The sequence below is a fragment of the Paenibacillus harenae genome, from assembly GCF_030812415.1.
Lineage (GTDB): Bacteria > Bacillota > Bacilli > Paenibacillales > Paenibacillaceae > Pristimantibacillus > Pristimantibacillus harenae_A.
The window spans coordinates 25,927-40,597 of the sequence record NZ_JAUSST010000002.1; the positions used below are offsets into that span (position 1 = coordinate 25,927).

At 43.5% G+C, this 14,671-nt stretch carries 12 protein-coding genes and 2 pseudogenes; 10 read left to right on the forward strand and 4 right to left on the reverse strand.

Translation table 11 applies throughout. The features are described 5' to 3' along the window. Positions 1-19: 19 nt before the first annotated feature. Together J2T14_RS05425 and J2T14_RS05430 are read left to right on the forward strand one after the other, a co-directional pair. Positions 20-272: pseudogene (locus J2T14_RS05425) on the forward strand (response regulator); the annotation flags it as partial. A gap of 434 nt (positions 273-706) precedes the next feature. Continuing rightward, positions 707-1,018 carry an FtsX-like permease family protein gene (locus tag J2T14_RS05430; RefSeq protein ID WP_307468648.1) on the forward strand — a complete coding sequence of 104 codons (312 nt, stop codon included), beginning with the start codon at positions 707-709 and terminating at the stop codon, positions 1,016-1,018. 54 nt (positions 1,019-1,072) lie between these two features. Here the strand turns inward: J2T14_RS05430 and spoVB are convergent, their stop codons facing one another. Together spoVB and J2T14_RS05440 are read right to left on the reverse strand one after the other, a co-directional pair. After that, on the reverse strand, positions 1,073-2,623 hold the full coding sequence (gene spoVB / locus J2T14_RS05435; protein WP_307468651.1) for a stage V sporulation protein B: 1,551 nt from the start codon (positions 2,621-2,623) through the stop codon (positions 1,073-1,075). 153 nt (positions 2,624-2,776) lie between these two features. Continuing rightward, positions 2,777-3,220, reverse strand: coding sequence for a nuclear transport factor 2 family protein (locus tag J2T14_RS05440; protein WP_307468653.1), 444 nt, complete (start codon positions 3,218-3,220; stop codon positions 2,777-2,779). Positions 3,221-3,389: 169 nt separating this feature from the next. Here J2T14_RS05440 and J2T14_RS05445 point away from each other — a divergent pair, with 169 nt between their 5' ends. Next, entirely contained in the window at positions 3,390-3,980 is a 591-nt protein-coding gene (locus J2T14_RS05445; RefSeq protein ID WP_307468655.1) for a TetR/AcrR family transcriptional regulator, read from the forward strand. 126 nt (positions 3,981-4,106) lie between these two features. Here J2T14_RS05445 and J2T14_RS05450 read toward each other — a convergent pair whose 3' ends face one another. Then, entirely contained in the window at positions 4,107-4,853 is a 747-nt protein-coding gene (locus J2T14_RS05450) for an SDR family oxidoreductase (protein WP_307468658.1), read from the reverse strand. 184 nt (positions 4,854-5,037) lie between these two features. Between J2T14_RS05450 and J2T14_RS05455 the strand changes: the two genes are divergently transcribed. Next, entirely contained in the window at positions 5,038-5,583 is a 546-nt protein-coding gene (locus tag J2T14_RS05455; RefSeq protein WP_307208703.1) for a TetR/AcrR family transcriptional regulator, read from the forward strand. A 352-nt stretch (positions 5,584-5,935) separates the two neighbouring features. Here the strand turns inward: J2T14_RS05455 and J2T14_RS05460 are convergent. Then, a pseudogene (locus J2T14_RS05460) lies at positions 5,936-6,432 on the reverse strand (hypothetical protein). Between the two features lie 598 nt (positions 6,433-7,030). Here J2T14_RS05460 and J2T14_RS05465 point away from each other — a divergent pair. The 6 genes from J2T14_RS05465 (at position 7,031) to J2T14_RS05490 (ending at position 14,661) form a co-directional block, all read left to right on the forward strand. Beyond that, positions 7,031-7,450: a gluconate 2-dehydrogenase subunit 3 family protein gene (locus J2T14_RS05465; RefSeq protein WP_307468661.1), complete on the forward strand. Its 420-nt coding sequence runs from the start codon at positions 7,031-7,033 to the stop codon at positions 7,448-7,450. Then, complete coding sequence (locus tag J2T14_RS05470; protein ID WP_307468666.1) at positions 7,434-9,116, forward strand: GMC family oxidoreductase; 1,683 nt, start codon at positions 7,434-7,436, stop codon at positions 9,114-9,116. The genes J2T14_RS05465 and J2T14_RS05470 overlap by 17 nt, the downstream gene beginning before the upstream one ends. 859 nt (positions 9,117-9,975) lie before the next feature. Next, on the forward strand, positions 9,976-10,236 hold the full coding sequence (locus J2T14_RS05475; RefSeq protein WP_307468667.1) for a hypothetical protein: 261 nt from the start codon (positions 9,976-9,978) through the stop codon (positions 10,234-10,236). A 186-nt stretch (positions 10,237-10,422) separates the two neighbouring features. Then, positions 10,423-10,986, forward strand: coding sequence for a GNAT family N-acetyltransferase (locus tag J2T14_RS05480; protein ID WP_307468669.1), 564 nt, complete (start codon positions 10,423-10,425; stop codon positions 10,984-10,986). A 274-nt stretch (positions 10,987-11,260) separates the two neighbouring features. Beyond that, positions 11,261-13,666, forward strand: coding sequence for an ATP-binding cassette domain-containing protein (locus tag J2T14_RS05485; RefSeq protein ID WP_307468672.1), 2,406 nt, complete (start codon positions 11,261-11,263; stop codon positions 13,664-13,666). Continuing rightward, positions 13,663-14,661 (forward strand): serine hydrolase domain-containing protein, encoded by a 999-nt coding sequence (locus J2T14_RS05490; protein ID WP_307468675.1) that lies wholly within the window; start codon positions 13,663-13,665, stop codon positions 14,659-14,661. The genes J2T14_RS05485 and J2T14_RS05490 overlap by 4 nt, the downstream gene beginning before the upstream one ends. Positions 14,662-14,671 lie beyond the last annotated feature (10 nt).

Genomic DNA, 14,671 nt, shown 5'->3' on the forward strand with positions numbered 1-14,671 from the left:
GACTGGACTTTGTGCGGTTATGAAGATTATGATCGTGGAAGATGACCCGAAAATTGCGGAGCCTTTGCAATCCTATATTCATAAATACGGCTTCCAGGCCGTCAAAGTGAGCGAATTTCATGCAGTCATGGACGCCTTCCATGAACATTTGCCCGATCTGGTATTGCTTGATATTAATTTGCCGAGTTATGACGGCTATTATTGGTGCAGGCAAATTCGCAAGGGGTCGATTTGCCCGGTTGTTTTTTATTTCGGCAAGAGTCGGAGAAATGGTAATGCCCGAACGTTCTTTCTTGTAGCGGTCATTTCAACGGTAGCGTTTAGCGCAATCGGGACATTGTACGGATTTCAATCGTTTCTGACCGCAGGCCTGAGCACATCTAGCCCGAACACTTTCACTTATTATGCAGATGATAATGAAGAGCAGGATGTGGCATTGATTAACGAGACGCTGCAGGAAGAACATATAAAGGCAAACAAACCGGTATTCAAAAGCGTTGCCGTCATCGGATTATTATATCGTCTCGGACAAAGATTACGAAAAACTCCCTGCCCCGGCTGACATAAGAAGCTTTCATGCTTGGCAAGCGACGGAAGGAAAGCAGAATGTACTCTCGGCCGCGGAAAAACTGTATCGGCAATTGACGCATCAAGTTACTTCCGGCGAGTATGAACTTTACGAACTAAATAACTATATGGACCGATTATGTTTGTCGGATTGTTTATCGGAGTCGTCTTTTTCGCCTCGGCCGGAAGCTTCCTTTATTTCCGTTTGTACATGGATGTGGACGGGGATAAACAGAAATTCATGACAATTGCGAGAATGGGCTTAAGTGAAAAAGAACTGAAAAAGGTGTTGGGCCGGCAAACGGCGATCTTGTTTTTCGCTCCGATTATCGTTGCGCTCATACACGGGGCAGTGGCATTGTCGGCGCTATCCAGCTTTTTCTTCTACAATCTGGCTAAGGAATCCGCGATTGTACTTAGCGTTTTCCTGGCTATATACGAAGCAGATTAAAGCTGCGATCCACATGTAGACTTACTTTGAAGGGTTCCACGACGTATGAATGATTTACCATGGAATCGAAAACCTCCGGAGCCTATTTTTCCAATTCAACGTACCCGTCAATACGAGTGTAATGAAATAGATGAGCAAGGAACAGACGATTGAAGCTATTACGCTCCATAACAGCGGTAGGCCTTGGACGGTAAGATAGTCATAGGTCCAGTGCCCGCATATCGCCATCAGCATCATACAGATCCCAACCTTGATATAAGGACGAATACCCCAATAAAATCCGATCGAGCCTGAGATCGAAAAGAAGTTTAACAGTGTTTGCATGACAATTCCGATGCCGATGCCGTACGCGATGCCGATAATGCCGAATTGGCTGCCGAACACGAAGATCGAGACAGCCTTGAAAATCGTTGCCGCCACGTAGTTCCACAGTGTAGCTTTTGCGCGGCCGAGCCCGAGCAGGATTGCATGCAGCGGCGCGTCGAAATAATGCAAGAAAAACATCGGAGCCAATATTTTCAGCAGCAATCCTGCTTCCGGTGCGTTGTAAACAAGCGTCATAAGCGGTGTTGCCCACTCGAACAGGATGACGGTCGCCGGCGCGCCGATCAGAAGTCCCAAGCTCAGCGCCTGATTCATCCTCTCATGCATAAGCAGACTGTTCTTGTTAGCCGCTGCTTCGCCAATCGCAGGAATGAGAGCGGTAGATAGGGACTGCGTTATAAAGCTTGGCATGAACAGCAATGGAAACACATAGCCGGCCAGCAGGCCGAATTGCTTCGTGGCTAACACCGTGCCGATGCCGGCCAGCGCCAAGCTGGTTGTAATGAGAAGCGGTTGGAAGGTGCTATATAGCGAATGAATAACGCCGTGCCCGGTCGTCGGCAGACCGATCTGCAGCAGCTCTCCAAGCGTGCTTCTTCCTTGCTTAACGTTGCTTCCCCATGTCTCGCCCGGCATCCTCGATTCGCCGTACAGCTTGTAGCTTGCCACCAGAAACAAGAGGCTGATCGCTTCGCTGACGACTGATGCAGCCATTGCGCCCGCAGCCGCATACGCGATGCCGAAAGGCAGCAATAGGTGTACCAATGCAAGGACGCAAGCGATTTGCACCGTATGCTCGAGCACATCGGAGGCGGCGATGGTCCTCATCTGCTGCATGCCGCGGAAGTAGCCTTTTAACACCGCGGAGACGGCGATAATCGGCGCGATCGGCGTAATCGCGAGCATCGCATAATAGGCGCGTTGATCGCTTAGCAGGATGGATGCGATCCATTCGGATCCTAATAGTGAAATGGCCGTAAGCGCTATGCTTAAGACGCTGGTGACGGCTAGCGAGACGTGCAGGATACGCCTCACCTTCATTCGTTCGCCACGGGCATGTGCCTCCGCGACCAGCTTTGAAATGGCCACTGGCAATCCAAGCTCCGTAATCGTAATGACGAGCGGGAGGAGAGGAGCCGCCATCATCAAGAGGCCGATTCCCTCCGCGCCCAGTACGCGAGCAATATACATGCCGCTGATAAAGCCGAGAATGCGGTTAATGAAGGCAGCGACAGACAAGACCAGCGTACCTCTCATGAACGATTGCCCGTGTTGCGCCATAGCTTGTTTCCTCCTGTTCATCGAATACTTAAATATGTATTCAACATTTGGAAAAGCATGCGAACGTGCTTGCGTTGAACTCATTTTTGGACAATGAACGTTGAACGAAGGCTACCGACTGTCGGCAGCCTTCGCTTAACTCAACGAATCAATTTAGCCTTGTAATGTTCTTGCCTCTATAATTATATAGTGAGAAGCTCGTTCCTTTATTAACCAAGCTCCGTTTTGACGCACATAGGTGTCATCATATTTAACACTATAGTCAGTGATAACTTCTTTGCCATCTTCTTCTCTCACCATTTTCATTTGAGAGTATACAACACCTGTTGCAGTATCGCCATCATCCACTTTCACAACGTGCTGTCCGTTAATGGAGAAATAACGTTTGACAATAGAAGCGTGACCTGTGAACTCCTCTTCTAGTTGTTTTGTTCCTGTAACATCAGACAACAATTGGCCACCCATATAAACCTTAAATCTAGTATCGGGCGTAAATAAAAGCATCTGATCCGGAATATTTTTTTCATCTGTCAATTTTGCATAAGCATCAACTAACTCTCTTAATTCTAATTTTGCTTGTAAAATTTCTAATGACATAAATCTCTTCCTCCTTTAATTTCTGAACCGTGAAGTTTTATTGCGTTTGACGTTTTTAATTGTAGAACGTAGAATTAAACCATTCAATGGTCGATATTCATCGACATGATAATTAATAGTCACATTCTCTTAAATTGACCATTATCTTTATTGAGGGGGAAGTTTACAAATGGGTAAAGACAAGGTAGACCTACGTATTCTGAAAACAAGGAAAGCCATTAAAGAAGCCTTCTTGACGCTAGTTCAAACGAAAGGCTACGAACGGATAACGATACAGGACATTGCCGACGAAGCCGTGATAAATCGAAACACTTTTTATTTACACTATGTGGACAAGCCCGATTTGATGGAGAATTTATGTCAGGAAAGCATGAAAGAATTAAATAATTGCTTTAACTTGGATATAAAAGACAAAGATATCCATGCGATTGATAAGGAAGCGTTTATCTTAAGCTTAAGAGAAATGTTTAAAGCTATAGAAGGCAACATTGTTTTCTTCAGAACGATGCTTAGTCAGAGTGGTCAAACCAACTTCTCCACTTATTTAAAAGAAGCATTAAAAGATTTTATTCTTTCCGGCAGTGGTGATCATTATCAAAATCAAAAAATGAAAGTCGGATTAGAGTACATGATTTCAGGGCTAGTAGGCGTGATTTGTATGTGGATTTCAGATCCAGAGCATTTGGTAGCCGAAGAGGTCATCGGACATTTGAGCGAAATTCATTTTAAAAACGTATTGGACTTGTTAGAAAACATTTAACGGCAAAAGCTTGGGGGATACCTTTCCTGTACAAAAGACGGAGAAGAAGTAAAAAGGCTGTCGAGCCTTCTCGACAGCCTACGCTTTAGAAAATGAATTGCTTAGTTTCATCTTATCTCGTCAATATTACCAAGGCTGACTTGTTGGTCCAATTGTAAACTCATTAACGTTCGTATCTTCCGGCTGATCAATCGCGAATGCAACAACATTGGCAATTCGATCAGGTGAAATACCATATTGTTCGTATAACGCAGTCATGCCTTTCGAAATATTGTTATCCGTAATCGAATCCAACAATTCCGTGTTGATCGCTGCTGGATAAATAGTTGCCGTGCGGATATTAGTACCTTCTTGGGCAGATTCCATTCGCAAAACTTCCATTAAATCACGAACAGCCCACTTTGTTGCGCCATAAACCGCACCGCCTGGGTAAGCTTTCAGCCCGGCTACGGATGAAGTAGTGATGATATGTCCAGACTTTTGCGATGTAAATGTTGGCAATATTGCGGCGATACCATTCAATACACCTTTAATATTAACGTCAACCATACTGTTCCAATCGTCCGTTTTTAATGCGGAAAGTGGCGAATTAGGCATTAGTCCAGCGTTCAAGAAGATTACGTCGACACCGCCAAAAACGTCATTAGCTAGTTGAACAAGCTGCTGATTATCATCTGGATTAACAACATCAGTGACGCGAAACGCCGCTTGGCCGCCATTCGATTTGATTTCTTCAACTAATTTTACTAAACGCTCTTCACGTCTTGAACCAAGTACAACTTTTGCGCCTTTCTGAGCTAACAGCTTAGCTGTAGCTTCCCCAATTCCTGAACTTGCGCCTGTAATTACAACCACTTTGTTTTCGATTGCCATTTCGTTTCTCCATCCCTTCAAAAAAAAATAAACAACTATTGATGCATTGTCGACATATGTCTATAATTTAAACAACAAAAATAAAAAATTCAAGGCACATGGCTCGTTAATTTAATCCGTTTTGTCGTTTAGACAACAAGTCAACAAAAATTGTCGACTATCTAAAGAAAGGTGTAGTAATGACATGGCTAAAGTGGATAGAAGGATTATTAGAACGCAAGAAGCAATAAAAAAAGCATTTCTTGAATTGATGTCAGAAAAAAATTTCGATAGCATTACCATTCAAGATATTGCTGACAGGGGAAATATTAACCGTGCAACTGTTTATCTTCATTACATGGATAAATTTGATCTCTTGGATAAAATTATAGAAGAACATATCAATAACATGGCAAACCTTTGCGAGTCGGAAGCTGAAATGAATTGGATTGAATCGACTGTACACTGCATGGAATATCTTGAAAAAAATTATTTATTTTTTTCGACGATGTTGGCGAGTGGAGGAGCTCCGTATTTTCGCAGCCGGTTTCTTCAACATAATATCGAAGAGTTCAAAAAAGATGTGGATTTAACAAAAGGCAAAAATTTTGGTCAAAGCGAAGATGTAGTCGCCGAATTTGTTGCAAATGCATACGTAGGTGTTGTGGAATGGTGGTTAAAAAATGGCATGCCCTATTCAACAAAAGAAATGGCAGAAAAAGTAGGGGATTTATTAGAGAGGGTTTTATAGACTCTTCAATATAAATAAACAGAAAGACCCTTCGAAGAAGGGTCTTTCTGCCAGGATGCGATAAGTGCTATTTTTGATAAAACATACAATATACAGGCAGATGGCCGACTTGTGTTTCTTTGCTTAGTGCTTTGCCTATTCCCTTGCCCTGTTCTTCCGGTTTTACTCCAATCATATAAGGTTTTCCCGGAAATTTGAAAGAACAAAGGAATCAATCTCCCCGGGCTTTGCCATCGAGCTCTGAATCGCCAAAAATGGAGAAATAAGGGGTCTCGCGCAAATGCGCTGCTTGCGAGGGATACGAATATAGGTTTGTCTGACATTGTCAGCTTAGATATTCGACACGAAGGAATCATTCTTTTTCACCGGCGTTGTTGATTACTTTGCCATAATGATCAACTGGGAAGCTAAATAATTCTTTTAGCATAAATAATAAGCAGGTAGCCAACATATAGGGTTGTGAATGGTAAAAGTATTCACGAAAGATGCTCCCGCGATCGTATACGCCCATACTCCTATCGAATACCAGATATCTGTATTTAATAAAATGGCTACAAGCACGATATGAACATGAATTGCAATAAATACGATACGATTCGTTTTTCGCGCCGCGTAAAAGTTACTGGTCGAAGCCGTAAAATTAGGGATGCAGCCGGAGAATATATCGAACATTAGCAGCAATGCCAAGGCGTTGCTCCATACCGGCAAATCGACCGTCATTTCAGGGAATATCAAATATAATGCAGTGGTCAGAAATGCACCAAAAAGCAGTATGGCTGCAATCGACACAATAGGCTGTTTTTCACCAAAAACATCATGCAAAAACGAAGGAATCCGAATCTGTTTCATTTCATCATGCTCGAATGACTAATTCTTTAGGAAGTGATGATCAGATTTCAGTCTTAACGATGGTTAGATGCTGCGGCAGTCAATAAAAGCTGCCGATTTTTCGGTGCCGTTTATTTTTTGCTGCCGTAATCAGATGGCTTACCGTATCCATTAGAAGCTGCGAAAATGCGGCTTATTAACATTTAATGTGCCCGTACTCGGTATACCTTTCCTTTGGTAAAAGTGGATAACGCATATGCTACCCATTCCGAGATGCTTTCTTCTCCACCGAGTAAAAATAAATTTGCTGTTCCGCGTCGTATAATCTCCGTTTTTGTGGCATTGGGAATATACCCTAATCTCGTAACATAAAGGACTGGAAGCTGAGGTGCCGCCTGTATATTCTTGCAGATTTCCGGCAGCAGCTCCGCGGAAGCAATCAACAAATCCATCTTATTGGGAAAATGGATTTTCGTGTATTCGGCGGCTTGCTGAAAAATATTTCGGTACACCGTAATCACCTCAATACATGATATGACCGTCAAATCAATATAATATAGGGTCATTTTAATTTATTTGGAGGTGAGAAGGCACCATGCTCTCTAATGAGGAAAATCAGATGATCCGGGTATTAACGGAAGCTATTTTTCCCGGTGCAGCCGAGGCAAAAGTGTATGAATTTATATATCGCGATATGATAAGCAACCGATTTTTGGAGGAGATGTATCGTAATGGGCTGAAACGACTGAATGAAGAAGCATGGCGACTACACTGCTTGAAATTGCTGAATCTAGACCAAGGTCAGCTGACAGGTCTTATGGCCATGAACGAAAATAGCGAGTTTTTTAAATATGTTAGGGATCATACGTTGGAAGGAATGTTTAGCGATCCAATTTATGGCGGCAATTACTTGGCGCTCGGATGGCGGCTATTAGGGTATGCGGGCCCAACCTATCATCCGCCGGAAACGCTCAATGACGTCAAGCTTCCATCGTTGTACTATTCGCTTGAAGGGATTGCCTATGAAGATAAAGAGTGATTATGACGTCATCATTGTCGGAGCGGGCGCGGCCGGGGGAATACTGGGCAGAGAATTGAGCGATGCGGGACTATCCGTATGCGTGCTGGAACGAGGACCTATGGTCGAAACAAAAGACGTAACGATGGATGAACTGCGTTTTCCGATTCGCCAGAATCTTCTATGGGCTACGCCAAGAGTAGGGGGGATGTCATGGCGACCCCATTCGCGCGCAGCTACGCAGCATGTGTTTCCTAGAATTCCTTCACTGCTTGACGGGTGGGGGCCCGGCGGAAGCATGAATCACTGGGGGGGGGCATGCTGGCGTTTCGAACCGGCCACATTTAAGGCACTGGATGTATGGGGACAGATTCCAGATGGCGCCATTGCCAATTGGCCGCTTTCATACGGGGATTTGGAGCCTTATTATACTAAGTTCGAGTATAGATTTGGCATCTCTGGGGACGCCTCACAGATGCCGAACGAACCACCGATGTCGAGACCGTTTCCATTGCCGCCACTGGAGCAGGGATATGCGTCGAACCATTTTGCCGAAGCGTCAAGAATGCTCGGCTATCGGCCGTTTCCGATGCCGGCGGCCATTCTTACACGCGATTATCAGGGAAGAAAACGCACGGGGTTTTGTGGCTTTTGCATGGGTTATGAATGTACGGTGGATGCAAAATCGAACACCAGAGTGACGGAAATCAAGGAAGCGATGAAAAATCCGAATTTCACCCTTCTTACGGACCGGTACGTCTTCAAGATTACAATGAGCTCACCGAACCGCGTTGATGGGGTCGTCTGCATGGATTCGAGTGGAACGGTCCATGAACTCACCGCCAATATTATCATCGTTGCCGCCAATACATTTTATAATGTGTGGCTGCTGCTCCTCTCGCGAAATCCATATGCGCCGGGAGGAATCGGCAATCAGTACGGGCAGGTCGGCATGTACTTCCACCAACATCCTAGTTTCGGAGTTTTCGGTTTTTTTGATCAACGGATGGATGTCCATATAGGTCCTTCTCATACGGTTATGGCAATTACGGATTTTATGGAAAATCGGTTCGATCATAAGGAATTAGAATTTATCATGGGTGGTTTTTTCTTTGGGGCTCATCCGGCCGGAGCGGCCGGTCAGCCGATTGAATTTGTAAAATCAATTCCACTGATGAAAGGCATACCGGCCTGGGGACCTAAATTTAAAGCTTTCGTTGCACAAACCTTCAGCCGGTACTATATGATAAATGCTCTGCTGACAGATCCGCCGCTCAAAACTAACTTTATTGATCTAGACCCCCATGCGAAAAACGGATTAGGTTTTCCTCTGCCGAGACTTACGTTCAGTTGGAGCCCGATGGTTGCCAAAATGCACCGTTTCTTTTATCCGAAAATGACCGAAGTTTTACAAGCAGGCAACGCTTTGAAAATTTGGGGAGGAAGCGATGTGCAGTCACCTTGGCAGTTATCTCATCCCAGCGGCGGTACGAGAATGGGGGAGAATCCGGAAGAATCGGTAACCGACAGATATGGAAAGGTTCATGGTATTCACAATTTGTTCGTCGCGGGCAATTCGTTATTTCCGACGATGTCTGCCTTCAATCCGACCGAGACGATCGGGGCGCTGGCATATTGGCAGGCGGAATATATCAAGAAAAGGGTTTTCCACGGAGATTTGATTTGACATCGAGCGAGAACAAGGCTGCTTATGTTAATTTGCTCAGAAGAAAAGAGAAAAATAAATCGAATCGTACTTTCCTCCACAAGACGACAAAAGAAATCCGGCAGGTAAAAGATGACCCCTTACGCCTACATATATACAGATTGTTGCTTCGATTGAGATTGACCCTAATGATTGGGGTGATGTCGCTTTCTATATCCCTGACAAAAACATCATAAGCAGATATCCTGAGATCAAAGCTCAATCAAAACCTAGGACTACGTAGCAACGTGGACTACTGGGGATACGAAAACGATTGGAAAGCGTGGATTGAAATTAGAAGAGATTGCAGTTATTGACCAACGGGAGGCGGCATAGGAACGGTCTTGATTGATTTAGCTGATAGTCGCTATATGCCTAAGCAATTATTATCTTATTCCGCTAACGGGAGACTTTAGTTCAATGCATCATGGAGCAGATTGCGATTCGGCAGCTGCTCCATTTTCTTAAGCTAAATGGAAAATGCAATCCATTTGAAAATCAGGATCTGAACGGGGAGAACTGCTCGGCCATTGTAAATGGAAAAGGCTCAAAGCAGAGAGAGGTTTACTTCACCGCCGAGTGTAAAGTATGGTTGAAGAAGTATTTAGCTTGTCGTGATGGCTGTAACGGATACAAATCCTGTAAAACGAATGGCCATACCAAACGGAGTACCTTTAGATTTCATTCAAGGCATGCTGGGCTGGCCATGAAAAAGCATCGACTACACAGAAAAAGTTCAGTTGCGCGGCGAACGCCGGAGAGAACTTTATCGTCGGTTCTTTTAGATTGAAGTACAGAAGAATTGAAAAGCATAATTAGATAATAAAAGGAGGCATTGTAATTGGAGAGCAGATTAACCCCTAAACAGCAAAAACGGCAGCAAGAGCTGGAACTAATTGAGGAGTATCACAAATTCGTAACTGAAGAGGCCCTAGAACCCTTGTACCAATCTTTTAAAGATTGGAAATCAGGGGTGCTACCCTATTTCGAACTTACAGAGCTAATTCATCAATTCCATAAGAACAATCAGGAGATCTATAAAGAATTCACATACACCGATCATAAGGATCTCCTTCTACTTGCCAAAATGAAAATGGTATGAGGATAAAACCTAGACGACGGGCTTTCGATAAACCAGTTCTTAAATACAACTGGGAACAGAAAGCGAGTAGCTATTCCCAGGTTTCTTTAAACTAATGGGCAGATTTGCGTAATAGCGTAACAAGTTGTTATGGTAGCATAGTTTATGGTTGTTTTGTATGATAGGAATAAACCAAAGGGGAATGTTATGAAACCAATTATGATTGATTTTCCAGATGAGTTTCATACTGAACGATTAGTAATTAGAATGCCAAAACCAGGGGATGGTAAGGTTGTATTTGAAGCCATTAATGCTTCGATAGATGAGTTGAAACCTTGGTTAAAGTTTGTACAAAATGAACAAACCGAATATGATATTGAACTTGCAGTTAGAGAGGCACATGTAAGATTTATAAGTCGTGAAAATCTAAGATTCCTTGTCTTCATGAAAGAAACGGGGCAATTTGTTGCTACGACAAGCTTACATAACATAGATTGGGATGTACGGAAATTTGAAATTGGATATTGGATAAATACACGTTTTAGTGGCAATGGGTATATGACTGAAGCAGTTGAAGGTATTTGTGATTTTGCTTTTAGTCAGTTGAATGCCCGAAGATTGGAAATACGTTGTGATACTAAAAATACTAGAAGTAAGTTAATACCTGAGCGATTACACTTTGAACTTGAGGGTATTATCAAGAACGAAGATTTATCGGTTGATGGAAGCGAATTGAGGGACACATACATTTTTGCAAAGATACAACGATGACATGTTGGATTAAACTAACGGAGAACAAGAGCTCAATAAACTACACATCGAGCTGCCGCGCATCCGATCGGCAACTGTCCAGTGTCACAAAAGTACCCCCAATCCGCTTCCGGAATTTTTAGGAATTATCAATAGATTGGGGGTATATTTCTGTCAAGATATAATGACACAAGTAAACCCCCATAATGTGTTCATGATTTAGCTTTTAGGAATATTGAAGCGTATTAACCGGCTCCATTTTTTCTTCTACATCACTTGTCGGATGGAGGGTATCATGAATGAATTTATTGAAATAAAAGGTGCACGGATCCATAACTTGAAGAACATCGATATACGGATTCCGCGAAATAAGCTGACTGTCATTACCGGTGTATCGGGTAGCGGCAAATCAAGCCTGGCCTTTGATACTTTGTATGAAGAGGGCAAGCGGCGGTATCTCCTATTTTCAGGGGAACAATATATGGTAGATACCAACTCTAAGTTTGACACTATTACCGGTCTCTCTCCGACTGTAGCGGTTGAGCAGCGCATTATTCGTCAATCTAATCCAAGAAGCACAGTAGGCACGAGGTCAAAGGTCGGGAATTTACTGGCCATTTTATTTGCAGCATTCGGGAAACGCGACCCGGTGCATGACGATGGTTTACCGCTTTCTATGGAGTTCTTTCAGAGAAATTCTCCTAAGGGCATGTGCGTGAAATGCCTGGGGAGTGGGCGTTATCATGAGATTGACGAGGATTCCATTATCAAGTTGGACATGCCGATTAAAAACATATTCGGCGGATTTTTGATGAAGCACAGATTTCACAGAAGCAATTTTAAAAAGTTTTGCGAACTGCATCATATAGACATTAATGACACAATAGGAACTTTACCGGACGAGTTATTGTTATTATTTAAGTATGGCTGCCGCAAAAGTGGATTTGTCGGGGCGGTCGTATTTTTTCATGATATGCAGAAGCATGTAACAAGCAAGCACATCCGGCACAATAAGGAAGACAAAGAAATCGACTTGTGGGGAGTTAAGGCGACCTCCGTCACTTGCCCGAAATGTAACGGTACGGGCCTTGGCGAACAAGCGATTCATACAACAATTTCGGGCAAAACGATTACAGAACTTGAGAATATGTACATAGACGAACTGTTTATGTTCTTCCACAGCCAGAGAAACGCATTACCCGGCAAAAACTTAGTTGATGAAATGATCTTAAAACTTCGGTGTATGGTAGAAGTCGGACTGCATCACCTCGCTCTTTCCCGCCAAGTTCCGACGCTTTCAGGCGGGGAAATTCAGCGTCTTTTCCTCGCTTCATTCATTATCGCAGAAATGGATTCGATCATCTTTATATTTGATGAGCCGACAATTGGGCTTCACGAGGCCGAAAAAGAAATGTTGATCCATATCATACAAAACCTTGTCAACCGCGGAAATACTGTTGTGGCTGTGGAGCATGACGATAATTTTATGCGTGCAGCCGACTACATTATAGACCTTGGTCCTGACGCAGGAATTTATGGAGGCGAGCGGATATTCCAAGGCAGTTTGCATGACTTCATGTCCTGCAAAAACTCAAGAACGGCGCCTTATCTTGCCGGCTCAAAAAGGCTAAGCGCTAAACATGATTTTAAGCCGATTGATCGACAGAAACTGCTAACAATAGAGCATGCGAATTTACATAATTTGCGGGATGTTTCTGTTTCCATACCGCTTGGGCTGATGGTGGGTATTGCCGGAGCTTCAGGCAGCGGCAAGTCAAGCTTGATTCACGATACGCTGGTCCCAAAGCTGAAACAATTATTGAAAAGCAAGCTCATACATGAAGTTGATGACGATGATGTGCCGTCGATGGATGACGATGCGTCGGTAACCGGTACTGAACATATCAAGAAATGTATCGTTGTAGATCAGAAGCCAATCGGCAGAAGCAAAACTTCTTGTCCGGCTACATACACAGGGATTACAGATCGTGTTCGCGCGTTGTTTGCCAAAACGCCTGAAGCGCTTGAGAATGGCTATGCAGCCGGGTTGTTCACAGTGAACTCCGAAGGCGGCTGCAGAGCTTGCAAGGGTGAAGGCTATAAAAATTACCATGTCGGATTCGGAAACTGGATCGAAGTGGAGTGTGAAATGTGCGGCGGAACAGGTTATATTGAGGAAGCATTAAGCGTCACGCTCGATGGAAAGAACATCAGAGACATAATTGCCATGAGTGTATCGGAGGCGGCCGCGTTTTTCGGACGAAAAGAATCGGTGGCTTATGACAAAACGATATCTAACATTCTGACAACGCTTAAACGTGTCGGAATGGGATACATCACGCTCGGACAAAAGACACCTACGATTTCAGGCGGTGAAGCCCAACGAATCAAGCTGGCAAAGGAGCTTTGCAAACAGAACGGCAGTGACAATGTCTATATTCTTGATGAACCTACAACTGGTCTTTCCTTTTCTGACACGGAACGCTTGATTGAACTGATGCAACAGCTTGTCGATACAGGGAATACGATTATTGTTACGGAACACGACCCATCAGTTTTGGCAAACTGTGATTACATTATAGAAATGGGGCCAGGCGGTGGCAGTGACGGGGGGCATTTGATCGCGCAAGGTACTCCGAAAAAGTTAGCAGCAAACAAAAATTCAATTATTGGGAAATATCTAAAGCAGGTGCAAATATGAGCTTTGAATGGTGGATTTCGATTTCTACTCCTGAAAAAGAAGGTATGGACAGTAGTGTTTTAAATCAAGTCGATGATTATATCAGGCATAAGAGGTATCGTCTTGTAAACAGCGTTTTAGTTGTGAAAAATGGAAGGATTGTTTTTGAAAGATATTACAATAAGTTTAATGAGAATAGCAGAAACAATATTAAATCTATTTGGAAAAGCATTCTCTCCATTGTTACGGGGATTTGCCTCGACAGGGGGGTTATCAAAAGCTTGGATGAACCAATCGGGAAATACTTGCGAGAATTCGCGCAGAATATTCATCCATACCACAAGCTCATCACAATTCGTCATTTACTTACCATGTCGTCAGGAATTTATTGGAATGGCGGGATCCATTATCATTGTCCTATGATCGTTCAAATGATGAGAACGAACGATTGGATATCGCATATAGCAGATATTAATATGAATAGCGTTCCCGGCATGTATTCTCAGTATAAGGAATGGGACGTCATGCTGCTGTCTGCCGTTATTGGTAGAGCGTGCGGGGGCACCGCCTTTGACATCGCGAAGCAATATTTGTATGAGCCGCTCGATATCGCAAGCGAGAGATGGCCGCAAAGTCCTTGCGGGTTTTCCTATACTGTGATGAAGGGTGAGGAGGAGTCCGATTTATCTGCAAGAGACCTTGCAAAAATAGGCATGTTGTTTCTTGAAAATGGCAAGTGCAACGGAAACCAGATTGTCTCTTCAGAATACGTAAAGCAAGCCGTTAATTCTTCATATACAAATGCTTCGATTGGTTCTTCATCAGGTAATAACAATGTCTACGGGTTTCTTTGGTGGCTTTTTCCTGATGGATATGGATGTCGAGGGTTTGGGGGGCAGGAAGTAAATGTAATTCCTGACAAGGATTTTGTATCAGTTATTCAAGCTACACCGACACCTTCGAGCAAGTCTTATGGAGATATTAATGATAACATATTGAGAAAAGCTATTTTGTAGAATTTCAACG

What these genes read in the sequence shown, in the direction of transcription:
- J2T14_RS05455 (WP_307208703.1), top strand. Translation starts at nt 5,038, where the DNA reads ATGGCTAAAGTGGATAGAAGGATTATTAGAACGCAAGAAGCAATAAAA.
- J2T14_RS05450 (WP_307468658.1), bottom strand. Translation starts at nt 4,853, where the DNA reads ATGGCAATCGAAAACAAAGTGGTTGTAATTACAGGCGCAAGTTCAGGA.
- J2T14_RS05470 (WP_307468666.1), top strand. Translation starts at nt 7,434, where the DNA reads ATGAAGATAAAGAGTGATTATGACGTCATCATTGTCGGAGCGGGCGCG.
- J2T14_RS05485 (WP_307468672.1), top strand. Translation starts at nt 11,261, where the DNA reads ATGAATGAATTTATTGAAATAAAAGGTGCACGGATCCATAACTTGAAG.
- J2T14_RS05480 (WP_307468669.1), top strand. Translation starts at nt 10,423, where the DNA reads ATGAAACCAATTATGATTGATTTTCCAGATGAGTTTCATACTGAACGA.
- spoVB (WP_307468651.1), bottom strand. Translation starts at nt 2,623, where the DNA reads ATGGCGCAACACGGGCAATCGTTCATGAGAGGTACGCTGGTCTTGTCT.
- J2T14_RS05465 (WP_307468661.1), top strand. Translation starts at nt 7,031, where the DNA reads ATGATCCGGGTATTAACGGAAGCTATTTTTCCCGGTGCAGCCGAGGCA.
- J2T14_RS05445 (WP_307468655.1), top strand. Translation starts at nt 3,390, where the DNA reads ATGGGTAAAGACAAGGTAGACCTACGTATTCTGAAAACAAGGAAAGCC.
- J2T14_RS05430 (WP_307468648.1), top strand. Translation starts at nt 707, where the DNA reads ATGTTTGTCGGATTGTTTATCGGAGTCGTCTTTTTCGCCTCGGCCGGA.
- J2T14_RS05440 (WP_307468653.1), bottom strand. Translation starts at nt 3,220, where the DNA reads ATGTCATTAGAAATTTTACAAGCAAAATTAGAATTAAGAGAGTTAGTT.
- J2T14_RS05490 (WP_307468675.1), top strand. Translation starts at nt 13,663, where the DNA reads ATGAGCTTTGAATGGTGGATTTCGATTTCTACTCCTGAAAAAGAAGGT.